Source organism: Carnobacterium sp. (assembly GCF_040274945.1).
Classification (GTDB): Bacteria; Bacillota; Bacilli; order Lactobacillales; family Carnobacteriaceae; genus Carnobacterium_B.
On the sequence record NZ_JBEMAR010000007.1, the window covers coordinates 36240 to 59244 of the forward strand.

25 protein-coding genes are annotated in these 23005 nt (G+C 34.4%); 5 read left to right on the top strand and 20 right to left on the bottom strand.

Going from position 1 to position 23005, the window contains the following annotated elements; genetic code table 11:
* Nucleotides 1-162: 162 nt before the first annotated feature.
* A complete protein-coding gene (locus ABS916_RS08505) occupies nt 163-1128 on the top strand; it encodes a glycosyltransferase family 2 protein (protein WP_350451480.1) in 966 nt (321 codons plus the stop codon).
* Between the two features lie 279 nt (nt 1129-1407).
* Nucleotides 1408-2121 (top strand): 2-keto-4-pentenoate hydratase, encoded by a 714-nt coding sequence (locus ABS916_RS08510; RefSeq protein ID WP_350451481.1) that lies wholly within the window; start codon nt 1408-1410, stop codon nt 2119-2121.
* 110 nt (nt 2122-2231) lie between these two features.
* Here the strand turns inward: ABS916_RS08510 and ABS916_RS08515 are convergent, their stop codons facing one another.
* The 18 genes from ABS916_RS08515 to ABS916_RS08600 form a co-directional block, all read right to left on the bottom strand.
* On the bottom strand, nt 2232-2741 hold the full coding sequence (locus ABS916_RS08515) for a DUF2798 domain-containing protein (RefSeq protein ID WP_350451482.1): 510 nt from the start codon (nt 2739-2741) through the stop codon (nt 2232-2234).
* A 411-nt stretch (nt 2742-3152) separates the two neighbouring features.
* On the bottom strand, nt 3153-3353 hold the full coding sequence (locus ABS916_RS08520) for a hypothetical protein (protein WP_350451483.1): 201 nt from the start codon (nt 3351-3353) through the stop codon (nt 3153-3155).
* 331 nt (nt 3354-3684) lie between these two features.
* Complete coding sequence (locus ABS916_RS08525) at nt 3685-3966, bottom strand: YkvA family protein (RefSeq protein WP_350451484.1); 282 nt, start codon at nt 3964-3966, stop codon at nt 3685-3687.
* Between the two features lie 83 nt (nt 3967-4049).
* A complete protein-coding gene (locus tag ABS916_RS08530; RefSeq protein ID WP_350451485.1) occupies nt 4050-5369 on the bottom strand; it encodes an amidohydrolase in 1320 nt (439 codons plus the stop codon).
* Nucleotides 5366-7072 (bottom strand): adenine deaminase C-terminal domain-containing protein, encoded by a 1707-nt coding sequence (locus ABS916_RS08535; RefSeq protein WP_350451486.1) that lies wholly within the window; start codon nt 7070-7072, stop codon nt 5366-5368. Before ABS916_RS08535 ends, ABS916_RS08530 begins: the two co-directional genes overlap by 4 nt.
* A gap of 80 nt (nt 7073-7152) precedes the next feature.
* Nucleotides 7153-8199: an ABC transporter substrate-binding protein gene (locus ABS916_RS08540; protein ID WP_350451487.1), complete on the bottom strand. Its 1047-nt coding sequence runs from the start codon at nt 8197-8199 to the stop codon at nt 7153-7155.
* A gap of 29 nt (nt 8200-8228) precedes the next feature.
* Nucleotides 8229-9269, bottom strand: coding sequence for an ABC transporter ATP-binding protein (locus ABS916_RS08545; protein WP_350451488.1), 1041 nt, complete (start codon nt 9267-9269; stop codon nt 8229-8231).
* 111 nt (nt 9270-9380) lie between these two features.
* Nucleotides 9381-10160: an ABC transporter permease gene (locus ABS916_RS08550; RefSeq protein WP_350451489.1), complete on the bottom strand. Its 780-nt coding sequence runs from the start codon at nt 10158-10160 to the stop codon at nt 9381-9383.
* Entirely contained in the window at nt 10153-10986 is an 834-nt protein-coding gene (locus ABS916_RS08555; protein WP_350451490.1) for an ABC transporter permease, read from the bottom strand. Before ABS916_RS08555 ends, ABS916_RS08550 begins: the two co-directional genes overlap by 8 nt.
* A gap of 325 nt (nt 10987-11311) precedes the next feature.
* Nucleotides 11312-12019, bottom strand: a complete 708-nt coding sequence (locus ABS916_RS08560) for a VIT1/CCC1 transporter family protein (protein WP_350451491.1) — start codon at nt 12017-12019, stop codon at nt 11312-11314.
* 549 nt (nt 12020-12568) lie between these two features.
* A complete protein-coding gene (locus tag ABS916_RS08565) occupies nt 12569-13234 on the bottom strand; it encodes a uridine kinase family protein (protein ID WP_350451492.1) in 666 nt (221 codons plus the stop codon).
* 203 nt (nt 13235-13437) lie between these two features.
* On the bottom strand, nt 13438-14328 hold the full coding sequence (locus ABS916_RS08570; RefSeq protein ID WP_350451493.1) for an SDR family oxidoreductase: 891 nt from the start codon (nt 14326-14328) through the stop codon (nt 13438-13440).
* A gap of 158 nt (nt 14329-14486) precedes the next feature.
* Complete coding sequence (locus ABS916_RS08575; protein WP_350451494.1) at nt 14487-14909, bottom strand: hypothetical protein; 423 nt, start codon at nt 14907-14909, stop codon at nt 14487-14489.
* Nucleotides 14910-15064: 155 nt separating this feature from the next.
* A complete protein-coding gene (locus ABS916_RS08580) occupies nt 15065-15568 on the bottom strand; it encodes a DUF3592 domain-containing protein (RefSeq protein ID WP_023179175.1) in 504 nt (167 codons plus the stop codon).
* Nucleotides 15569-15680: 112 nt separating this feature from the next.
* Nucleotides 15681-15887 carry a hypothetical protein gene (locus ABS916_RS08585; RefSeq protein ID WP_201768286.1) on the bottom strand — a complete coding sequence of 69 codons (207 nt, stop codon included), beginning with the start codon at nt 15885-15887 and terminating at the stop codon, nt 15681-15683.
* Between the two features lie 162 nt (nt 15888-16049).
* The gene (locus ABS916_RS08590) at nt 16050-17018 is read right to left on the bottom strand and encodes an electron transfer flavoprotein subunit alpha/FixB family protein (protein ID WP_034537603.1); all 969 of its coding nucleotides are present in this window, start codon (nt 17016-17018) and stop codon (nt 16050-16052) included.
* A 15-nt stretch (nt 17019-17033) separates the two neighbouring features.
* Nucleotides 17034-17828 (bottom strand): electron transfer flavoprotein subunit beta/FixA family protein, encoded by a 795-nt coding sequence (locus ABS916_RS08595; protein WP_034537607.1) that lies wholly within the window; start codon nt 17826-17828, stop codon nt 17034-17036.
* A gap of 5 nt (nt 17829-17833) precedes the next feature.
* Complete coding sequence (locus tag ABS916_RS08600) at nt 17834-18964, bottom strand: acyl-CoA dehydrogenase family protein (RefSeq protein ID WP_034537609.1); 1131 nt, start codon at nt 18962-18964, stop codon at nt 17834-17836.
* 201 nt (nt 18965-19165) lie between these two features.
* Here ABS916_RS08600 and ABS916_RS08605 point away from each other — a divergent pair, with 201 nt between their 5' ends.
* The 3 genes from ABS916_RS08605 (at nt 19166) to ABS916_RS08615 (ending at nt 21294) form a co-directional block, all read left to right on the top strand.
* A complete protein-coding gene (locus ABS916_RS08605; RefSeq protein WP_034537611.1) occupies nt 19166-19870 on the top strand; it encodes a Crp/Fnr family transcriptional regulator in 705 nt (234 codons plus the stop codon).
* Between the two features lie 113 nt (nt 19871-19983).
* On the top strand, nt 19984-20205 hold the full coding sequence (locus ABS916_RS08610; protein WP_350451495.1) for a heavy-metal-associated domain-containing protein: 222 nt from the start codon (nt 19984-19986) through the stop codon (nt 20203-20205).
* A gap of 384 nt (nt 20206-20589) precedes the next feature.
* A complete protein-coding gene (locus ABS916_RS08615; protein WP_350451496.1) occupies nt 20590-21294 on the top strand; it encodes a Crp/Fnr family transcriptional regulator in 705 nt (234 codons plus the stop codon).
* A 176-nt stretch (nt 21295-21470) separates the two neighbouring features.
* On the opposite strand, the gene ABS916_RS08620 is transcribed toward ABS916_RS08615, so the two are convergent.
* Both ABS916_RS08620 and ABS916_RS08625 read right to left on the bottom strand, forming a co-directional pair.
* On the bottom strand, nt 21471-21854 hold the full coding sequence (locus ABS916_RS08620; RefSeq protein WP_350451497.1) for a VOC family protein: 384 nt from the start codon (nt 21852-21854) through the stop codon (nt 21471-21473).
* Entirely contained in the window at nt 21851-22501 is a 651-nt protein-coding gene (locus ABS916_RS08625) for a sugar O-acetyltransferase (RefSeq protein ID WP_350451498.1), read from the bottom strand. Before ABS916_RS08625 ends, ABS916_RS08620 begins: the two co-directional genes overlap by 4 nt.
* Nucleotides 22502-23005 lie beyond the last annotated feature (504 nt).

Sequence of the window (23005 nt, forward strand, 5' to 3'; positions counted from 1 at the left end):
CTTTATTGCTTGTTCATAAAGCTAATCATATTGTTTAATTGTTAATTGTTGACAATAGTCCATAAATTCGTAAACTTAATGTGAGCCCTTACAAATGGCTACTATTTTTTAAACCGATTCTTAATCCGTCTAATCAAACTATTAAAGTTGGGAGGGAACGTTATGATTTCAATAGTTGTTCCAATTCGTAATGTTGAAAAATCATTGACTAAGTGCTTACAAAGTATTAAAGGTCAGACTTACCATCAGTTGCAAGTCATTTTAATTGATATTGGTTCAATTGATAAAAGTGGTGAAATTTGTGAAAAATTTGCTAAAAATGATTCTAGATTCACTGTTACCCACATTCCGAACAGTAATCTTTCTGTTGCAAAGAACATTGGGCTATCTCGTGCTCAAGGAGAATATATTTGCTTCATTAATGCTGTTGATTGGATTGACGCAGAAATGTTGGAACGTCTTATCACGACAAATAGACTATTTAATGCTGACATGATTACTTGCAGATATTATGAAGATACTATTTCAGAACTCTATCTCGTTCCTGGACCTGATGAAACAAGAATGATATCAAAAAATGAAGCCATTCAACTCTGTCTAGCTCAAACTAGAGCTTATGGTTTTTTATGTAATAAACTCTTTAAATTAGACTTATTTAACTCTTACCCCACTATCCGTTTTGATGAAAAAATAAGTTATTATGAAGATTTATTAGTAGTTATACAATGTTTCTTCAAAAGCCAAACCATTATTTACAGCCCGCCACCTCATTACCACTATTACCTCAGTCGCCATTTGCCAATAAGAGTCTTACAAAACAAAGGGAAGTTAACCGGTTTAACTGCACTAGAACATGCCGTTTATCTATTAGTACAAGACTCTACAATCGATACACGCATACTTAAAGATTATTATATCAGACTAACTCTTTCTTCTTTATTCCTCTTAATTTCCTTAGAAAATGTGAATAGCCCACTAATAAATGAACTTAAACAAAATTTATACCGTTATGGTTTGTATGAACACAAAGACAAAGATTTAAGAAAATGCCATCTAATAACCCGTAGAAATATTGGATTAGGTAAAATTTACTGGGATATGTTCTACAAGAAAAAGTTGGCAGAATGATTAAGGTTAACATACTATGAATAGGCGCTTTATTCTTAATTAAAAAAAGTCACTTCTGAAAAGGAGTGACTCTTTTTCTTTCACATTATAATTTAAAAAGTTTCCATACTTTATAAAAAGAGGTACCCGTTAGAAATAAAGTATTCGTTTGTGTTACCATTTTTGTTTTTACATGATATAATGGCAATCAGATTATAAATAGATAACAAATAGATTGGAGGAATTGTCATCGTACATTCAGCATTCGTAAATCATACCCTTTATCCTGCTTATCAAGATGTGGACTCTTTAGACAAAGCTATATTCCCTGAAAATATTAGTTTAGAAGAAGCTTACACTATGCAACACTTGTTTACAGCAGCCAAAGAACACAATGGCGAAAAACTTCAAGGGTATAAAATTAGTATGACAAGTCCAGAAACGCAAGCTCTTTTTGAAGCTTCTGAACCGTTATATGGACAGTTAACAAGTAATCGGGTTCGTAACAGCCTTTCGTTATCAAAAGATACAGCTCATGCATTAATAGAATTGGAACTAGTCTTTCTTGTTCAAGAAGAACTCTCTTCTGAAGATTCAATTGAGGATATTCTTAAAAAGACTACAGTAGCACCAGGTTTGGAGGTACCAGATTCTCGTTTTCAGGATTGGTTTCCAAAAATGTCTAAAGAGCAAGTTTGTATAGACGGGGCAGTAGGCGGGTATGTTTGTTATGGTTCATCAAAAAAAGCTACATATGAAGATTTAGACAATATACAAGGTCGATTGATTCATAATGAACAAATCATTGCACAAGACTCATCAAGAACTGTTATGGGGCATCCGGTAAAAGCAATAGAATGGCTGCTAAAAAAATTAAGTGAACAAGGTCTTTCACTCCAGCCTGGTATGTTTATTTCTTCTGGTACTTTTTTTATGCCTCAAGCGTTAACTGCTGGTATCTATAAGGGAGAGTTTGACCATTTTGGTACAGTAACATTAACCATTTCTGAATAGAATTTTAATGGGTAACCACTTTGATCTTGAGATAGTTAATAATGGAAGAAATAAAATAAGACTTGTTAAAGTGTTTATTCCCTTTAACAAGTCTTTTTAAATTCAATAAATTATATTTTTTCGGTTTTTGCGATAGTATCGCTTTGTTTTTCGTGGAATTTTTTCATTACAAAACGTGCAATCGGTTGCGCAATCAATGTTTCAACCCAAAGCGCAATGAAAAAGTTTCTTGGCCAATTTAAGAATAAATGTCTGATTGGATCTAAACTGATGGTTCTTGTCCCAATCCATGTTCCAATTATTGTTAGTAAAAAGGAAAGAATCGTTACACTAAATAAGATATTGAATAAAATATGAGCATTAAAGCTATCTGTTTTTTTAGTGAATTTTCCAACAAGTTTTTCTACCAAAGGTTCAACAAGTAGCCCTTCCAACAGAACTACACAAATCCAGATAAATGGCATTGTTTTTAAAGCCATCATATAAACTTCTTTAGTCATCCCGCCAAATTCAAAAGCCATAATAATAGGGGCAATAATATTTACTGAAATAATTGATATAACACCTAAAAATAGTAAAAATTCTTTACCGTTTCTTGGCAATCTTGTTTCGTTTTCCATTTTTTATCATCTCCATAGATTCTATTTCAGATGGTAAAACGTATTATGAAACAAAATTTTGTGCGTTTTAAAAACACATAATTCATTTACAAATGACGCCACACACTGATAATTGCTGTACTCATTAATAGCAATTAAACAAAAAAATTGTGTACTCTTTTATCCACAATGGTAGAAACTGGAAAAAGAATAGACAACAGCAACAAAAAGACACTTTATCACACCAAAAACTAAGGATACGGATAATTTATTTGTTCATTTGTACTAATTAGCACAATATTGCCATTATATAAGCGTTTACTAGAAATAACAAGTACTTTTTTATCAAACTAAAAAAAGTAGTATATCCCATTCAGCATGAGTACATTACTTTCCTATTATTTTGGTTAACAGCTACTTATGAATATTGTTTTAACAAGTCATCAAATTCAGTGATAACCGCTTCTTTAGAAAGACGTCTCCAAGAAAAGTATTTCCAAGAATTTCTGCTGGATTTTCAGCAGTTTCTTTTTCTAAAAAGTTACTTGATAATTTTTTAGTTGTTTCTACCCAATAAACCAGACTAGAAATGTCGCCGACTTCTTCTCCACTAATTTTCCACTTCCTAATCACTTTTTCTATTATTTTTTTTAAAGGCCAAGTTACCTCGACCCTCTAACTGTTATGCTTATTTTTTCAAGCCTATTCATTTTCTATGTAGTGTCACTCTTCCATGAAATGACCTTTGACGGAAGAGTGGCGCATTAAACAAACTTCACTTGTCCATGAAACGGTTCTTCATGGAAGAGTGAGAATGAAAAAGACCCTCACTTATCTATGAAAGATGGTTTCATGTACAAGTGAAACAAAAAACCTTACTTTTCCATAGAAAAATAAGGTTTAAACGTATTGAGAGGCTAACTTTTATCCTAGCCAGCTCTCTTTTTCATATCTAATTTAGTTGTTAAGCTTTTTCAGCTTCTTTTCTTATTTGAGCAGTGTTTGTTTGGGTATCATCTGAAAGTAATTTATTAGCAACGAGTAAGAGTATTGGAAGAATGACGTCATCTGCATATCCAACTACAGGAATGAAATCAGGGATAAAATCGATTGGACTAATGATATAGAGGATGATCCCTGCTACCATTAATTTCTTTTTCCCACTTGTTTTTGTATTAAATAAAGAAAGAATGAGAGACTTCACTTGTGACATTGGGGTCTTATTTTGCTTTGTCTTCATTTTCATTTTTATATGACCTCCATTTTTTTTGACTACAATTAGTATAACTGTAGCCAGACCAAAATGTATCGGTCTAAAGCATGATTTTTTCAAGCTAACTCTTTGGCTTTTCTTGAAAAAACTGTCATTTCAGTTGCTAGATTGGAACGCAAATCAGATAAATCATTATTCACCAAATGTTTGTTCCGAACCACTGCTGTCCCATTGATAAAGACATCACGTACATTTGATGCATTTGCAGAATAAACTAGCGCTGCATAAGGATCAAAAATCGGAAACATATTTACTGAAGTCGTTTCTATTAATACAATATCGGCTTTCTTTCCAGATTCCAAAGAACCAATTTCATCGGACATATTCAATACCTTCGCACCTTCAATCGTAGCCATTGCTACAATTTCTTTAGCAGGAAAAGCCTTTCTATCAAGTAAAGCTGTCTTATGGAAATTAGCCACGAGTTTCATTTGCGTAAATAAGTCCAATGTATTGCCACTACTTGGTCCATCTGTTCCTAAACCCACTGGAATAGCTAGACTGAGCATTTCCTGTATTGGAGCGACTCCTTTAGCTGATTTCGTATTCGCTCCAATACAATGAGCAACCCCAACTCCTTCTTGTTTTAAAATTTGGAGATCCTGACTAGATACATGAATACAATGAGCTGCGATAAAACGAGGACTAAGAACACCAATTGATTGTAAAAACTCTACAGGTGTAGCATTATACTTTTCTCTAAAATGGTTCATTTCATAATCCATTTCTGCTACATGCATGGTCATTGGAATACCGTACTCTTCTGCTAGCGCAGCAGCTGCTTTTAATGCTGCTGGATCATTTGTATTTGGTGCATGAGGTGCAATGGCCGGTGTAATCAACTCATGGTCGAGCCATTTTGGAATAAACTTTTTAGCATACTCAATGCCACCATGAGCTGTTGGAGTATCGCAAGTTGGAAAATCAACAACGGTCTCTCCTAAAACGGCTCGAGATTTCATTTCATCAGTAGCTTGCGCTAGAGCATCTTCAAAATAATACATATCTGTAAATGTCGTAATACCAGCCAATTGCATTTCAGCAATTGCGTATTTGCCACTGTGATAGGCTAATTCTTTCGTCATACAGGCTTTTTCTAATGGAAACAAAAAACGACGCAACCGGTCAGGACAATCATCACCTAACGACCGAAAAGGGATCATCCCAATATGAGTATGGGTATTTACCATACCAGGAATCGCGATTGTTTGATGAGCATCAATTACTTCATCAAAGTTACTTTCTGACTGTAAGAGCTGATCATATAAACCTATTTGAAAAATTTCATTATCTTCTATAATTAAGTAACCATCAGGATATTCAGTACGTTTAATATCCATCGTCAAAACATGGCAATGCTTAATCAATGTTCTCATTTAATTTCCTCCAATAACGGAATCTTGCGTTGACTTCGCACATCAAATAGTCCCTTATCCGTAATTTTTATAGCTGGAGAAACAGGTAAAGACAATGTTGAAAAAGACATGATTTCATTAGCATTGCGGTAGCCCAAATCAATCATTCCTTGTCGTACCTCACTTAATTGTTGTCCAATAACTTGAATCGGCGCATCACTGATGATTCCACCGATCAAAAGCGGGCAGCAACTTACAACTGTTTCATTTTCAACTGTTAAGTAACCGCCTTGTATCTCAACCAGTTTATTTTGGGCTACTACTAAATCTTCAACCGTTGTTCCCATCACCATCAAATTATGGTGATCATGTGCCCAAGTTGTTCCTATTGCTCCTTTTTCTGTCAGTGCATTTTCGACAAGACCATATGCTGTATTCCCAGATTTCCCATACCGTTCCATTACTACAATTAACGCTAGGCCACTTGATTCCCAATCCAAATAACCGTTTTTTATTGAGATTTCTCTTTGAACACATTCAGTAAAAGTCCCTATTTCAGCTATACGAATCACATTACAAACGGCAGTCTGTCCTTCAACTCGAATTTGAAAGTCATCTAATTCAACTTTTTCACAGTGAACGGAAGAATAAAAGGAAGCAGGAAAAACTGGTTTAGTTTTGGGGTACTCTATTTCATTCCCATTTTTATGCATCAAATTCCCCTCTTTGTAAACGGCTGAAGCTTCCATTTTTGCAGGATCCTCTAAAAAAATAAAGTCAGCTTTAAAACCGGAAGCAATCGCACCTCGATCTTGAAATCCCATCCTTCTTGCTGGAGTATATGTGCTCATATATATCGCTTGTTCAACTGGAATACCTGCTTGAATCGCTAGTTGAACATTCTTATTTAGATGCCCTTCCAGCAATTCGTCTGCCATAATATCATCTGTCACAATGGCACAGTATTCATAAAATTGATTGTTCACTACTACTTCCATATTTTCTTTCGTCAACGATTTGCGTTGCAATTCAATAAACATTCCACTGCTGATTTTCTCGTAAATAGACTCTGGACTTTGCTGGGTGTGATCTGCCGTTATACCTTGGAACATAAATTTAGCCAAATCCAATCCTGAGACGAGCGGTACATGTCCTTCAATAGGCATAAAAGGTTTCTTTTCCTGCACGGTATGCAAAATTTGACGAATCAAAGAATCTGAATCATTCACAATACCGTCAAAGTTCATGGCTTCCCCAAGAGCGATTACTTTAGGATGGTTTAATAATTGCTGAACTTCTTCTACTCCTATGAATCCGCCTGTCGTTTCTAATGCTGGAATCGTTGAAGGGACAGAAGATGGAATCGCATAAAAAATATCCATTTCCGTTTCTTCATTCATAAAGGCCTCCATTCCTTCTACGCCAAATACATTAACAATTTCATGAGCATCAGCAACAATCGTTGTTACTCCATGGGTCAAACCGGCTTTCGAAAAAATTGAAGGAGGAACCATTGAACTTTCAATGTGCATATGGATATCGATCAATCCAGGAATCATGTAGTTTCCATTCGCATCAATAGTAGCATCTGATTTCAAATCTGCCGGTGCCTCTATTCCTATCGAAAAGAATTTTCCATTAAGAATGGCCACATCTTTCCATTCAAATTTCTTTAAAAAGCTATTAAACACTTGTACATTCGTAATAATCTTATCTACTTTCATCTGTCATTCACCTTTCTACTATAAAAATAACCTCTTATATAGAGAAGAGGTTATTTTTTCCATCTATTTTATTGGTTTCTTTATTGGTTCAGCGTTCTATTCCATGTTTTGATCCAATCGTCCATTTGAGTATTCACAAATTCAAAATCTACTGGTTTAGTTAACTCAGCAATGTCGCCATATGTTTTATTTTCAGCAACTTCTCCAGTTAATTCAACTTTTTTATTTGTTGGAGCTTCGTTTAATGAAGCAGCTGTGATGGTTTGTAATTCTTCACTGAGTCTCCAATTTACAAAATTATAGGCCATTTCTTTGTTTTTGGAATTCGCATTAATGTTTACAGTATTAAAATTGGCATACGTTCCAGAAGCTGGTACAACATATTGAACAGCTGGACGAGCTTCTGAAATCATTGGAATTGCAAAATCGCCTACAACTGCTGCAACAATTTCACCCGATTGAAACATATTAGCTAAATCAGAAGACTTAGCATACGTTTTTACGATATTAGGAGAAAGTTCTTCTAGTGCTTCAAAAGCTGCTTCTCCATTATCAGTTGTAATATCTACCCCTTTATAGTCACTAGCTACATACATCATCGATGGTCCAAAAGTGGTAGCAATATCTGGAATAGAGATTTTTCCTTGAAGTGAAGGATCCCATAAATCAGAAAATTCATCGATCTTCATTCCAGCAGCTTCTTCATCATAAATGATTCCAATGCTATTTACTGTATATGCTGCTCCAGATCCGTTATCACTCAACTCTTTTGCACTATCAATCAATTCAGCTAAATTCGGAATTTTTTCTGTATCGATTTCTTCAAATAGCCCTTCTGTCGCTCCTTGAGAGGAATTTGATTGCGGCAAATCAATAATATCAACAGTCGAGTTAGGATTATTTTCAAATTTAGTGTAACGTTCAGAACTTGTACCTGTCTCTACTACAATGTCTACCCCATACTCTTCTTCAAATGGTGCAAATATATCTTCTTGCATAACATCTTCACTTAATCCAAAAGTAGAAATCACTAATTCTTTGTTCTCTCCACTCGCTTCTTGTCCACACGCCATTAAAACGGCTGCACTCATCACTGTCAAACTTGCCAAAATTACTTTCTTTTTCATCACTTAAAAATCCCCCTTTTTATAATTGGTTAGACTAAAATCAATTTTTCTTTTGGAATAACTACAAAAATATTATCTCCTACTTGATAACCAGGTACTCGCACATCATTGACTAACAGCTTTCCAATAGCTGTTTCTACTTCATATTGATAACTCTTACCTAAAAACGTACGAACTCTTATAGTGCCAGCTAGACTATTAGATGGCACCTCTTGACCATCCGCAGAAAGTAAAATATCATCCGGTCGAATCGTTCCGGTTGCTTGTTGTCTATCTGCTGGACGCAGTGTTTCAATTAACGTTCCATCCGAAGTTGTGTAAAAATGTGTATCTTGTTTGGTTAAAGCAAAGAAATTTTCAAAGCCAATAAAGCGTGCCACAAATTCCGTTTTAGGATTTTTATAAATTTCTTCCGGAGAATCATACTGTTCAATTACTCCGTTGTTCATAACGGCTACTTTATCTGAAATCGAAAAACATTCTTCTTGATCATGTGTTACAAAGACCGTCGTTATACCTAATCTGCGTTGAATGCGTTTGATCTCAATACGCATACTGATACGCAATTTAGCATCCAAATTACTCAAAGGTTCGTCCAGTAACAATAATTGAGGTTCAATTACCAGAGCTCGAGCAAGAGCTACACGTTGACGCTGCCCTCCAGAAAGTTGCTTAGGATAACGTTCAGCATAATCTGATAAGTCAGTAGATTCTAAAATAGCCTGCACTTTAGTTTCGATGACCTCTTTTTTTTCTTTCCTCAACTTCAATCCAAAACCAATATTTTCTTTAACGGTTAAGTGTGGAAATAACGCATAACTTTGAAAAACCATTCCAAAATTACGTTTGTGGACAGGAACTTTTGTCAAATTGGTATCTCCTACAGTAAAGGTTCCATCATTAGGCTCAATCAGTCCTGCAATGACCCGTAAAGTCGTTGTTTTCCCACAACCTGATGGTCCTAGTAATGAAATCAGTTCCCCTTTTTCCATAGATAAATTGAGCTCTTTTAATATATTATTTTTTCCATCATAACTAACACGAATATTTTCTAAGTCAACAAATGACATAACAGTACATGTCCTCCTTATTGGTATTTAACAAAACGACTCATAGAGTGAGCAGTTAAATTCGAATCTAGTTTTTTCCTTAACTCATTTATCTTTTGTACCAGTAACTTACTAGACTACTTTTGCTAGTCCAAGGGTTTTTTCAATTAAAAACATCAAGATGATCGTTCCAAGCATTAAAAGTACAGACAAAGCAGAAACGACTGGATCATAATTGTATTCAATATAATTCATTAAAGTGGTAGGTAAAGTCGAAATACCAGGACCAGATAAAAATTGTGAAACAGGTATATTGTTAAATGAGTTAATAAATGCCAACATAAAAGAAGCAAATATACTGGAAGAGATATTTGGCAATACAACACTCGTAAAAGCTTTGAATTTAGTGCTGCCTAAAGTCCATGCCACCTCTTCTATTGAAAAGTCTAATTGTTCTAAACTAGAGCCCACTACACGAATAATATAAGGCAAACTAATTAAAAAATGCCCTAATAACAACCCATGGAATAGTGGTACTTGGAGGCGGATAACGATAAATTGAAATAGAGAATACCCTACTACAACACCAGGTATGATAGTTGGTGATAAAAAGAAACTTTTTATCCAATCTTTCCCTTTCATACCGTGCCTAGTTAAGGCATACGCAGCAGGAATTCCAACAACCAAGGCCAATAAAGTTGCAAGTAAGGAAATTTCTAAACTCAACAAAAAGCTGTCTATAAAAGATTGATTTTCAAAAACAGCTGTAAACCACTTAAATGTAAATCCAGTAATTGGAAATTGAATGGTCGAATTTTCTCCAAAAGCGGTTATCGTTATAATGACTAAGGGAATAAATAAAAACGCAAATACAGCTCCAACGAATAATGACAACCCTCTTTGTTTACGCATCTTTTTCACCTCGCTTGTCGATTCTATTGGCAATTAAGTTAAAACCTTTCATAACCAGTAAAGTGGTAATGATCATGATTAATGCAATAACACTTGCATCTTCCCAATTTCCCAAAGTCATAGCGTTTTGGTAAAGAAACGTTGACAACATCATATTACGATTGCCTCCAAGTAATTGAGGAGTTGTATAAGCAGTCAGCGTGCCTGTAAACACTAGAATACTCCCTACGATAATCCCAGGAATACTCAAAGGTAAAACGACTTTAATGAATGCTTTAATGCGACTTGCACCAAGCGTTTCTGCCGCTTCCATGATTTCTGAATTGATATTTTCCATTACACCTACTAATGTAATGATCAAAATGGGTAAAAATAAGTAAATTGACCCAATAATAATTGAAAACTCAGTATATAGTAAGGCCAATGGCTCAGAAATAATCCCTATACTGGTCAATAAATTATTGATTACACCGTTTTGTCCTAGTAAATTGATCCATGCAAAACTTCGAATAACAGAATTGGTCAGCATCGGGAATAAGGTAAATGCCATTAATAACCCCCGCCATTTTGGAGATGTTCCAGCTATAAAGTAAGCAGTAGGAACCCCGAGGATGATGCAAATTAACGTTACAATAAGTGAAACACGAATTGTTCGGACAAAAATACCGACATTATATGAGTCCTGAAAAAAAGAAGTATAAGACTCAATTGAGAATGATCCATTATAAAATGTTGGCCAAATGACTGACACTAATGGAATCAATAAAAAGAAAATAAGTAAGATGAATCCCGGTGCTAGTATTAGATACGGGATTTTTTTCGACATAAGATAAATCCTCCCTAACAAACGAAAAGATCAAGAGTCAATAAAAAGCACTCTTCTATCATTTCTGTTATTTCTTAACATTCATGTTTCTACACAAATCAGTATAACGGTTAAAAAGAGATCGAACAATATAATTAGCGAATTAATTAAAACATTTTATATTTATTGTTCGTGTTTAAACGTATTTCATTTATCTAATTAGGATTTCGAGCATGATTATCCCTTAGTTAAAATTAAAATTAAATGAGAAAAACGCAAAAAAAATAAGCAACTCTACGCTGCTTATGGAAATTTCTAGTTTCTTAAAAATGGATGTTCTTCTACATCAAATATTTCCTAAAACGAAACCTACAATATAGGCAACTACAGCAGCCAAGCCTCCAACAACTAACATTTCAATACCAGACTTCAACCAGTTTGATTGATTAATTTTGGACTTTACTGCTCCTAGAATAAATAACGTTATTCCGGTAAGCATAGAAGCAATTAAAAAGGAATTCTGAACTAAAATTGGTAGACCTAGTGAAAATACGTACGTCAGAAGTGGAACGACACCAAAGAGACTAAAAGACAAAAAAGTGGCTATAGCATTTTTAAGAGGCAATTGTTCGGTTGAGTCAGAACCATACTTTTCTTTCCATACTTGGTTTATAAAAGGTTTCTCATATTTTGCAAGTGTTTTTACGATTACGTTCGCATCCTCTTTATCCACTCCTTGGTCTACAAATGAATCCATCATTCGCTTCATTTCTTTTTCATGATGGTTTACAATCTCTAATTGCTCTTTTTGCCATGTCATTTTTTCATACTCGTTTTGAGATTTTGTTGAAAGATAATCTCCCACTGCCATTGAAAATCCGTCAGCCAATAAATTGGAAAACCCTAGAATCAAGATAACTTTAAGTGATAATTCTCCACCTACGCTTCCTGCTACCACAGCAAAAGTTGTAACGATGCCATCCAATCCTCCGTAAACAATACTTTTAATGTATTTACCGTTGCTAGTTTTCATTTTTTTGCGTGGATTAGTCATTTTAATCACCCCTTATAAGTAGACTGATAAAAAATTTTTCATACAGCTTTTTTGACGAAAATCGGCTGATCATTACCTTTGATGCTATTTTTTTAATTTCCCATGTTCAATGTTAGCGTGGCAATTATCCATAAACCCATAATCAAAACTAATGAACTGATAGAGCACAAAAAAATACCCAATAGAATATAATTCGTTTTCTGCTTAACTAAATGATCTTTAATAGAAAAAGCCACTATAAATAGACCTATACAACTAACTACGATCCAACCGGCCAACTCCATATTTGTATAGTTAGCTGAGAAAAATAAAAAGTATAGTATCAAGAATAATTGGATATAAAAAAAGTATTCGCGATAACTTTCTAACCATTTCCCTATATCATTCACCTTCTCTTTTCCAAGTATTCCAACTCTCCATGTGAACATTTTAACAACGAATCTCAATTAATGCAATTGTTATTTAAAGGTATATAACCTATTATCTAGTTAAAGAAATTGTTCTTTGTTCAATAAGTTCAGACAAATAATAGAGTGATTTTTATATCCTCTAATTTTCGCTCGGTTTCACTAGTTTAGTTAAAAGATTTTTTTCTATCCATACTTTTTCATTTGAATTTTTTATAATAATGTCAAAGTTCTGACTGAATGGATGCATAAACAATTCGTACTGAATTCGTCGTTGTTTGTGAGACTGACGTAAAGCAGTTATATCCCTGCCTCTTTCCAATATGTCTCTTCCCACTCTTCTTACTAACTCTGTTTCATCATCTGTGTAAAAGTAAATTTTCAGATCCATTAACGTAGGATCAATAAATGCGACACTCATTCCTTCTATGATCGTGACTTTTTTAGAAGATATCAACTCGCTTTTTTTGTAATCAGTATCTATAGTATAAAAATCTAATCCAGATTTGATCATTCGAATATCTCTTTCTAGAGACGATGTATGATGAGCATCTAGATGGCAAGCAGTCATTTTTGAACGATAGCGTTCATGTTGGTAATGATAGGAAATCATGGCGTATTTTCGTAATTGTGACGGAACAATATATGGATCTGTATTGATATACGATACTTCATTTATCCCTATCAATTGTGTCAGTTTAGTAGAAAAAGTTGTTTTACCTTCAGCACCATGACCTGATATACCAATAATCACCGGCTTGTCTGACTTATTTATCCAATCTATGACTTCATCAAGTAAGTCATTCACTGTTCCACCCTTTTCTATCCCATTTTTTGATTTTACTATTTGCTTGCTTAATAAATCCCCACTTTATTTTATCATTATTGAAAACGATTTTCTTTAAAATTATTAGTTTGTTATCAAAAAAAACTGAATGTATTTAGGCAAAAATAAAAAGCAGTATGGTCATTTAAATGAACTCATACTGCTTTACAGTTAATTGAATATAGTTAAGCTAATTCAGTACCACCAGTTACACCATAAATTTGTGCAGTCACGTAGCTTGATTTTGTAGAAGCTAAGAAAACATAGATATCAGAAAGTTCTACCGGTTGACCTGCTCGTTGTAACGGAGTATCTTGCCCAAAGGTTGGAATAGCTTCACTCGGCTGACCTCCAGAAATTTGTAACGGTGTCCAGATAGGTCCTGGAGCTACCACATTAACACGAATTCCTTTTGGCGCTAGTTGTTTTGCTAGACCTCGGCTAAATCCATTAATTGCAAACTTAGTTGATGCATAATCTAATAAATTTGCACTTGGATTGTATCCTTGCACAGAAGATGTTGTGATAATAGAAGATCCTTCTGGTAGATAAGGCAATGCAGCTTTTATTACCCAAAATAGAGAGAAAACATTAATTTCAAAGGTTTGTCTTAGCTGTTCTGTCGTAAGTTCTAAGATGTCTTCAACAGCCTGTTGTTTACCAGCAACTAAAGCTAGTATATCTAATCCACCAAGTTCTCTATGTGCTTGATCAACAAGTTGTTTACAAAAGGTCTCATCACTTAAATCACCTGGGATAAGAATAGCTTTTCGTCCAGTTTGTTCAATTAATTGTTTTACTTCTTGCGCATCTGTTTCTTCTTCTGGAAGGTAGTTCAATACAATATCGGCTCCTTCACGTGCGTAAGCAATAGCAGTAGCACGACCTATACCAGAGTCTCCTCCTGTTACAAGAGCTTTTCGTCCAACTAGTTGTTCATTTCCTTGATAAGATTCTTCACCGCAATCTGGACGTGGGTCCATTTTACTTTGTAATGCAGGAGGTTCTTGATATTGCTTTGGAAAGTCTTCAGTAAAAAATTGATTTAATGGATTTTCTAACTTTTTGTTTTGCATTTATCTCTCTCCTCTTAAATTAATAATGAATAAACCCATCTTAAAATCTTTATCTTATAATTTCAAATCATATGTCTTCATTTGGCCTCAACTAGCTGAAAAAAAGAAAAAGCACACCTATACATTTCTACAGGGTGCTTGCTCTATTAGTTATTTTTTTATTCTGGCTTGCTATTGTACCAGTCAGTTGAATCAAGAAAAGCTAAGTTGTTTTTTTGCCATTTTATACCTGCTATCATTTTATTTGACTTGAACGTCAATTTCTTTTCACCCTTAACTTTCACGACTATTTTATATTGTATCAGTCCTTTTTTCACTTTAAGGTATTCTATATCTTCATAAGGAATCTGAATATGATTGCCTGAAAACTGACCCATCATTGTCAGCCCAACTAAACTAATTTCTTCTGAAGAAAAAAATAGCAAGTAGTATTGCATATCTACAAAAGATGCTAACGCTCCATAAGAAAAACTAGACATGATTCCTGGTTCTGTATACCCATAGACAAAATTTTGAGACACTGGAATATCTAGTGGTTCCATATACGTTTCGATATTCTCTATTTTCATTGCTTCATTCACTATCATCAACTCCTTTTTATCATTTTATCTAAATCAGCCAGAAAAGGAAAAGGATATCCTATTTCCTGTCAAATATTACTAAATTACAAGAAACCATGTTTTAGTTGCTATGTAACTAGATCAGTATAAGCATCTTATTCATTGGAACTAAAAATTTATAGAACAAGATATAAAAAAATCTCCATAATAATAAAATAAATGGCACCATAAAAGAATATTTGGGACACGATACTTTTTACAAAACGCTGCACATAATTCTCTTCTGGATTTTCCGGATTATAGTACACATCAAGAACAGATCCACGGGGAATCTCTTTTTCTAAAGGATTAAAAGAAATACGTGGATTGCGTTTCACACGCAATGTTGGTGCAAACTTATCTCCAATAACTTCTGCTTCTCCATAAAACGTAGCGGCTTTAACCATAATTCCTCGATAAACTAATTTTCCTTTATAACTTGTTCCATCAACCTCAAATTCAACTAAGGGATAAAACAAACCATTCCCACGAGCTTCATAACCATAAACCGTACCTGACGTTTTACTCGTACAGTTAACAAGCTTCTTATTATTGCGTTTCTTTAATAAGAACGCTACCAACATAAAAATTAGGACTAAGACAAACAAACCTAAAGAAAGCCAAAATTTCAATACTACCATCCTATCACCTCCTTACTACCAGTATAACAAAAGAAATAGCACTAAAGAGAAAGTGACCGCTAAAAAAACCTATACCGAAATATACTTCATCGGTATAGGTCTACTTCAATTATTATTTTCCTAAACCACCAAGGCCACCAGCAGCTTTTTTAGCTTCACTCATTAATTCTTTTTTCTCATTTTCATCAATATCGCCATCGTCGTGAGCTTGTTTAACATCCTTCACCAATTGGCCTGCTTTTTCTTTATCCACGTTTTTGAGTTTTTGTTTCAGTTCATCAAATTTCTGACTCATCTTAACATCTCCTCTTTCATCCATTTGTAGTACAAGTTAAGGATAAGAAAAACAGACATAAACTTCAAGAAATTTGATTTATACTTGAACGTAAAAAAAAGCAGCATCTTGAAAATCAGATGCTACTCTTCTTCCTCTTATAAAGTTATTTCTTATTGTTTGAATTTTTTTATCTAGAGTATCGACCTATTGAATAACCTTTAAAAATCCTTCTAAGAAATCAGCTGAATTTCCAACATAACTAAAATCTGAATATTTAAAGATAGGTGCTTCTGGATCTTTGTTAACAGAAATCACTAATTCAGCATTTTCTATCCCAGTTGTATATTGTACAGCTCCATGAATACCCAAATTAATCAATATTTTAGGCGCAATCGTATTCCCAGATTGTCCAATTTGATCATCTCCACTAAATTTAGGGTGATCAGTCAAAGGACGAGTTACTCCGATTTTTGCACCTAGTTTACGGGCAAATTCTTCTGCTAAAGAAAGTTCTTTAGCATCTATAGAACCTCGTCCTAGTGCAATGACTCGATCAGCATTAGCGATACTGTCGCTTTTAGAAATTAAAGGGGTTTCTTCTATAATTTTCACGCGTTTTGCTTCTTTAAAGATCAAATCACTTACTTCAGTTACAGTAACTGGTTTGCTGCTGTTTTTCTTAGCTTCAAAGGTATTTGGTCGGACAGAAGCCATTTGAGGTCGGTGGTTAGGACTGATAATTTCACACATGATATTATCTCCATACGATGGTTTTGTTTGAACCAACAATTCACTGTCAAATGATAAGTTTAAACAGTCTGAAGTCAAACCAGTATTTAACTTCGCTTGCAATCGAGGTGCGATCGAACGGCCTACAACTGTTGCACCAAAAAGAATGCTATTCGGTTGGCGACGTTCTGCTAATTCTGCCATTAAGCTGGCAACTTCAGAATCCATCGCATTTTCCAAACGATTATCCCTTACAACAACGATTTCATCAGGACCATATTCTTTGATAGCTTCTTCCAGTTTTTGGTCTGCTGATTCAAATAAAATCACAACAACCTTTTTATCGCCTGCAATTTCATTTGCTTTAGTTATTAATTGATAGGTAACAGGCTGGATGATCCCTACATGTTTTTCTGCATATACCCAAATTTCTTGGCTAGTCATTTTTCTCAACCTCTCTTAAAGTAAATTAGTGGCTCTCATTTGTATTAACAATTCACGAACGGCCTCATCAGCTGTTCCTGTAAGGAACGTTGTTGCTTTTGCTTCTTTTTCCGGTGCCCATACACTACGTACAACTGTAGGAGAGCCTTTTAAACCAATTCTATCAGCATCAACAGGCAAGCTGTTTTCATCCCAAATGTGAATCGTTTTTTTATAGCTTTGTTGAATGTTACGAGGCGTTGGGTAACGTGGTTCATTCATTTCGCTACGAACGGTTACCACTGCTGGCAATTGGAATTCAATTTTTTGTTGCATATTTTCTAATAAGCGAGTTGCAGTCATAGTGTTTTTAGTATGACTATGTAACTCACTGACAAATGTGATTTGTGGCCAGTCTAAAAATTCAGATACGATTGGACCAACTTGACTAGTGTCCGCATCTACAGATTGACGACCAAATAAGACTAAGTCTACATTTCCTAATTCCTTGATGGCTTGTGCTAAAACATAGCCTGTTGCTAAAGTATCTGCTCCGCCAAACTGACGAGAACTTAAAAGTACGGCATCATCACATCCCATGGCTAAGCCTTGTCGCAAAGTCATTTCAAAGTCTGGTGGCCCCATAGATAGAAGCGTAATTTCGCCTCCCCATTCTTCTTTTAATCGAAGAGCTGCCTCTATGGCATTCTTATCATAAGGATTCATAACTCCCGCTTCTCCAGAACGAACAAGGTTTTTAGTAACCGGGTCAATTTTTAAATTATTAGAAACAGGTACTTGTTTAATACATACTACAATTTTTAAGCTCATTAGAATTACTCCTCTCTCTCATTCACAACTTCTTTAGCTATTTCAATCATCATTTTTTCTAGTGATCCTTCGGCAAGTTGCAATGCCCGAGCATCACGAATTAAATGTTCCACAGGATACTCACGACTATATCCATACCCGCCTAACACTTGTAGAGCATGATCAGCTGCAATAACTGAAGCACGACTTCCATACGATTTCGCCATGGTAGATACTTTAGCGTAAGATTTACCTTCTGTTTTCAACTTAGCTGCCTCTTGATAAAGTAACTGTGTGTTTTCTTTTGCAATAGCAATTTCAGTGATTTTCGTTTGGATAGAATGTAATTGAACAATAGGTGTATCAATTGCATTACGTTTTTTAGCATAATCAACAGCAATAGTCAACGCATGTTCTGTGATACCAGCTGCGATTGCTCCCATCGAAATACGAGCATCATAGTGGGCATTATCTCCTATTTCCACACCTTGTCCTATTTTTCCTAACAGGTGATCTTCAGTAACCATCACGTTTTCTAAGAAAATTTCTCCCACAGGCGTACCAGTCATACCAATGAATTCTTCTCTCTTACCATGTTTAAATCCAGGCATATCCTCATCAACAAGGAAACAAGACAATTCATTTGGTGCTGTTTTTAAGAGCACACAGTACACTTCTGCTAAACCGCCATTGGTAATCATTGTTTTATTTCCATTTAAAACCCATTTATTTCCTTCTTTAATAGCACTAGCTGTAAATCCCATTACATTAGATCCACCTTGTGGTTCTGTTGAAGAGAATCCAAAGACACGGTGGTTTGCTTGCGGCAAATACTTTTCTTTCAATTCAGGTGTTGCATATTTCATTACTTGATCAACGGTTTTATAATGCCCTTCTAACGTAAAAGCTACACTCGCATTCCGAACAGCAAAATCATATACCGTTTGAGAACTAGCGATAGCATCGAATCCAGCACCACCATATTCTTCCGGTATGGTCAACCCTAAAAAGCCTGTGTTCACCATGTTGCTCCATAATTCTGAAGGGTACTCTCTGTGTTTGTCAATCCACATATCAAACGGTTTCACTTCTTTATCAGCAAAATCTGTAACCATCTGATGCAGCATTACTTGAGGTTGGGTCAATTTTATACTCATTATTTTCATTCTCCTTTTGTTCAATTATGCACAAGAATTTAAACACTTTTTTAACACGTTAATTATAACGTAATATTTTTTTGATAGACTTGATTTAAATCAAGTACAATCACCCTAAAAAAATTAATGAAGTCTTTTATATTTAGTAGAAAACTGGTAAACTAAAAACGAATTGTGAGAAATTATTGAGGAGATTACAAGATGAATAAAAGATATTTTAAATCTGATCATCATACTTATGAATGTCAAAAAACAGAAAATACTTGCATAGATTCTATCCCATTATTTCAATCATTATCAGCGGAGAAAAAAGAAAAAATCCATTCATTAATACAACACAAACACTACTCTCGCGGAGAAACGATCTATCGGCCTGGAGAAACTGCAGATTCCCTTTACGTATTAAAAAGTGGAAAAATACGCGTATACCGATTATCAGATTCTGGAAAAGAACAATTGATTCGAATCGTGACTCAAGGAGAGTTTACTGGAGAATTAGCTTTATTTAAAAAGGGTATTTACGAAGCGTTTACAGAAGCGCTAACAGACTGTTCAATTTGTGCTATTAAACATGCAGATTTTCATGAATTACTTTTACAATACCCCATGATGGCTGTTGAAATGTTAGCTACAATTTCTAATAGATTGGGAATGTCTGAGCAACAGACAGCTTGGGCTACTACTGAGACTGTAAGAGACAGATTATTACACTTTTTGATCAGTTTAGTCGATTCAAAGGAAATTGAACCCATTATTGAATTAAAGATGGCTAAAAAAGATTTAGCATCTTATTTAGGAACAACCTCTGAATCCTTAAGTCGAGAATTAGCTCGATTAGAAAAAGAAGGAACCATTGAAGAGATTGCTTATGGAAAAATCAAATTACTACACTATTCCTCTTACTAATTAAAAAACAGAAAATTATTCCTTCAGTTACTTCTAAAAAAGTTGATAAAGATCAATTATTTGATCGTTGATTCTATTTATACTATAGATATTAACTGATAGGAGGAAATATCATGAAAAAAGCCGTATATCAATTAGAACCATTAACTTGTCCATCTTGTATTAAGAAAATTGAAAGCACTTTAACTAAGACAGAAGGAATTGACTCCGTAAAGGTGCTATTCAATTCCAGTAAAGTAAGAACACAATTCGATGAATCTAAAATCGAAGCCAACGCTATTCAAGACACGATTCAAAAGTTAGGTTATTCAGTATTATCTTCTAAATTCTCTTAATAAGTTAAATCACATAGAATACTAAAAACATAAAAAAAGATCCCGATTTTTAAGTCGGGGTCTTTTATATATATAGGGTATTCTTATTTAAAGCAATTTATTTATCGACTTCTCAAACGCAAGACACCCTTATAAAGAACAGTAAAAAATAGTTAATAGCTAATCGACTATATTAATGAGGAAATCGCTACGGTTTTGCAACTATTTAACTTAGAATAAAAAAATCTGTCTAAAAAAACCTATTACAGCAATAGAATGGCAAGACTGAATAGAAATACCCGTAATCTTTTGCAACTTAACTCGAACAATGCATCTGAAATTGTTATACTTAACTCAACAAACATAAACGTTACAACTAAAAAAATTCATTAATGGAGGGAAACAATGTCTAAAGACGCTATATACCCTAAAAACGGTGTTCCAACACATACAGGCTGTGTATCTTTAGTTCCTATTTTTAATCACCTAGAAAAGGAACAGTTAGACGAAATAACGTTGACCACTCAATCTGTTTCATATAAAAAGCAAGAACTTATTTATCATGCTGGAGATGAGTCAACTTCTCTTTACATTATTCATAAAGGAAAAGTTCGTATATACAGATTATCAGAATCTGGAAAAGAGCAACTAGTTAGAATTTTAAATCCTGGCGATTTCACAGGTGAAATGGCTTTGTTTTCTGAATCTACGCATGAGACTTATGCGGAAGCCATGATAGATACAAAAATCTGCCGGATCGATCGTTCAGATTTACAAGACTTCCTATTGAAGTACCCCTCTATTTCTCTAAAAATTTTGGCTGAATTTTCAAATCGTCTTGAAGCATCTGAAAAACAATCTTCACGCTTTGCAACAGAAAAGGTTGAAACTCGTATCGCCTTATTTTTAGTCGACATACTCAATGAAGAATTACCTAAAACAACTGAGGTCACTTTACCCATGAGTAAAAAAGACTTGGCTTCTTATTTGGGAACCACTCCTGAGACCATCAGCCGTAAATTCAATGAATTAGAAGATAAAGGTTTAATCAAACAACTGACACACAAACAAATTAAAATAATCGATTTAGATGGATTATTATTGGTTTAAGATAAAACCGTTTTATGAAATAACCTAATTTTCAGTATTTCTTATATCGGTATAAATTTCTATTTATACATGGATATCAAAAAGAGGCCAGATTATTATCTGACCTCTTTTTTCATGTTTGATTACTTAAGCTAATCTGTTACTCAAAAAAGTACAGTCTAGTTTCCTTATATGTTTTAAATCGTAATTTCTATCCAATTTCCTTCAGGATCGGCTACAACACTTTCATAGTACCCGTCTCCTGTCCAACGAGGTTGACCAATAACCGTATGCCCATCATCTGAAATAGCCTTGGTTAAAGCATTGACTGCTTGTTCATTGCCCACGCTAATAGCTAAATGTGCCCAACCTAATGGTGTTTCTTCTGGTCGATAAGTAATAGTAGGTTGTTGCATCAATTCTAATCGTACTTCTGATTCATAAAAAGTTAAAAAGTAACTGGCAAAACCTCGATTAGTGTTTTCATAACGTTCTCCAGATTGAGCTTTAAAATAAGTTTCATAAAATTGGCGCATTCGTTCAATATCTTTGGTCCATAATGCTACATGTGCTATTTTCATTTAGAGACCTCTTCCTTGATTGTAGTATTTTGTTCATTCGCGATTTCTGTCCAGTAAGCAGCTTGTTTATCTTCCCAGAAGGCTTTGTCTTCTTGAGTGATGTCTCGAATAACCCGACAAGGGTTTCCAACAGCTATCGTATTCGATGGAATGTTTTTCGTTACAACAGATCCAGACCCGATAACGACATTATCTCCAATTGTCACACCTGGATTCACTACGGCACTTCCGCCGATCCAAACATTATTTCCAATAGTAATCGATGTCCCAAATTCCAATCCACTGTTGCGTACAGTTGGGTCAATCGGATGACCTGCTGTATACAAGCATACTCGTGGCCCAAACATAGCATTATCCCCAATCTTGATTGGAGCAACATCTATCATAACGCAATCAAAGTTTGCATAAAAATTTTTGCCAATAGTAATATTTTTCCCATAATCGACTCGTAAAGTCGGCTCAATGTAGATATCTCCTGCTACATCATCAAAAATATCCATTAACAGTTGTGTACGATACGGTTTTTCCTCTTCAGTTGTGCCATTAAATAATCGAACTAATTGTTGTCCTTTTTGTCGCATAGCTTTCAATTCTTCTCCTTGTGCAAGATACAATCTTCCTGCTACCATTCGTTCTTTTTCAGACATCTCTTTATCTCCTCATATTCAAAATTTATTTTTATACCTTATTAAACTTGACCCTTAGTTGTTATTGCTTTTAAGGCTTCATCTTCAAACGAAGTTCCTCCTACTTTATTTTTACTAATAAAAAACACGATTTTAAATACGCTTTCATTTAACATTACACATTGCCCCGTTATCTATGTAATATAGCAATCTCCTTATTTCGTCTATATTTTTAAACCAAACAATTAATTTCTTTAGTAAAATAAAGTAAAAGTACAACTATCACTATCTTAGCATGAATAATTGAGGATTAAAAGATACTAAAACACGCCTTAAAGTATCCTAATATAATACTTTATCGTTTACATAACGGATTCAATTACCTAACACTAGTGATCGACCAAAAGAATCTTTTGGCACACAAATCAAAACCATTATCAAATGATTAACAACAAATCATGCATTAGTCGGAATTATTATAGCTACCATTCAAACTCCTGACATACTTTTCTTCATCTATCATCT

Excerpts from the sequence above, each read along its gene's own strand:
- ABS916_RS08505 (WP_350451480.1), top strand. The coding sequence starts at position 163 with ATGATTTCAATAGTTGTTCCAATTCGTAATGTTGAAAAATCATTGACT.
- ABS916_RS08515 (WP_350451482.1), bottom strand. The coding sequence starts at position 2,741 with ATGGAAAACGAAACAAGATTGCCAAGAAACGGTAAAGAATTTTTACTA.
- ABS916_RS08525 (WP_350451484.1), bottom strand. The coding sequence starts at position 3,966 with ATGAAAATGAAGACAAAGCAAAATAAGACCCCAATGTCACAAGTGAAG.
- ABS916_RS08530 (WP_350451485.1), bottom strand. The coding sequence starts at position 5,369 with ATGAGAACATTGATTAAGCATTGCCATGTTTTGACGATGGATATTAAA.
- ABS916_RS08535 (WP_350451486.1), bottom strand. The coding sequence starts at position 7,072 with ATGAAAGTAGATAAGATTATTACGAATGTACAAGTGTTTAATAGCTTT.
- ABS916_RS08540 (WP_350451487.1), bottom strand. The coding sequence starts at position 8,199 with ATGAAAAAGAAAGTAATTTTGGCAAGTTTGACAGTGATGAGTGCAGCC.
- ABS916_RS08545 (WP_350451488.1), bottom strand. The coding sequence starts at position 9,269 with ATGTCATTTGTTGACTTAGAAAATATTCGTGTTAGTTATGATGGAAAA.
- ABS916_RS08550 (WP_350451489.1), bottom strand. The coding sequence starts at position 10,160 with ATGCGTAAACAAAGAGGGTTGTCATTATTCGTTGGAGCTGTATTTGCG.
- ABS916_RS08555 (WP_350451490.1), bottom strand. The coding sequence starts at position 10,986 with ATGTCGAAAAAAATCCCGTATCTAATACTAGCACCGGGATTCATCTTA.
- ABS916_RS08560 (WP_350451491.1), bottom strand. The coding sequence starts at position 12,019 with ATGACTAATCCACGCAAAAAAATGAAAACTAGCAACGGTAAATACATT.
- ABS916_RS08570 (WP_350451493.1), bottom strand. The coding sequence starts at position 14,328 with ATGCAAAACAAAAAGTTAGAAAATCCATTAAATCAATTTTTTACTGAA.
- ABS916_RS08580 (WP_023179175.1), bottom strand. The coding sequence starts at position 15,568 with ATGGTAGTATTGAAATTTTGGCTTTCTTTAGGTTTGTTTGTCTTAGTC.
- ABS916_RS08585 (WP_201768286.1), bottom strand. The coding sequence starts at position 15,887 with ATGGATGAAAGAGGAGATGTTAAGATGAGTCAGAAATTTGATGAACTG.
- ABS916_RS08590 (WP_034537603.1), bottom strand. The coding sequence starts at position 17,018 with ATGACTAGCCAAGAAATTTGGGTATATGCAGAAAAACATGTAGGGATC.
- ABS916_RS08595 (WP_034537607.1), bottom strand. The coding sequence starts at position 17,828 with ATGAGCTTAAAAATTGTAGTATGTATTAAACAAGTACCTGTTTCTAAT.
- ABS916_RS08600 (WP_034537609.1), bottom strand. The coding sequence starts at position 18,964 with ATGAGTATAAAATTGACCCAACCTCAAGTAATGCTGCATCAGATGGTT.
- ABS916_RS08605 (WP_034537611.1), top strand. The coding sequence starts at position 19,166 with ATGAATAAAAGATATTTTAAATCTGATCATCATACTTATGAATGTCAA.
- ABS916_RS08610 (WP_350451495.1), top strand. The coding sequence starts at position 19,984 with ATGAAAAAAGCCGTATATCAATTAGAACCATTAACTTGTCCATCTTGT.
- ABS916_RS08615 (WP_350451496.1), top strand. The coding sequence starts at position 20,590 with ATGTCTAAAGACGCTATATACCCTAAAAACGGTGTTCCAACACATACA.
- ABS916_RS08620 (WP_350451497.1), bottom strand. The coding sequence starts at position 21,854 with ATGAAAATAGCACATGTAGCATTATGGACCAAAGATATTGAACGAATG.
- ABS916_RS08625 (WP_350451498.1), bottom strand. The coding sequence starts at position 22,501 with ATGTCTGAAAAAGAACGAATGGTAGCAGGAAGATTGTATCTTGCACAA.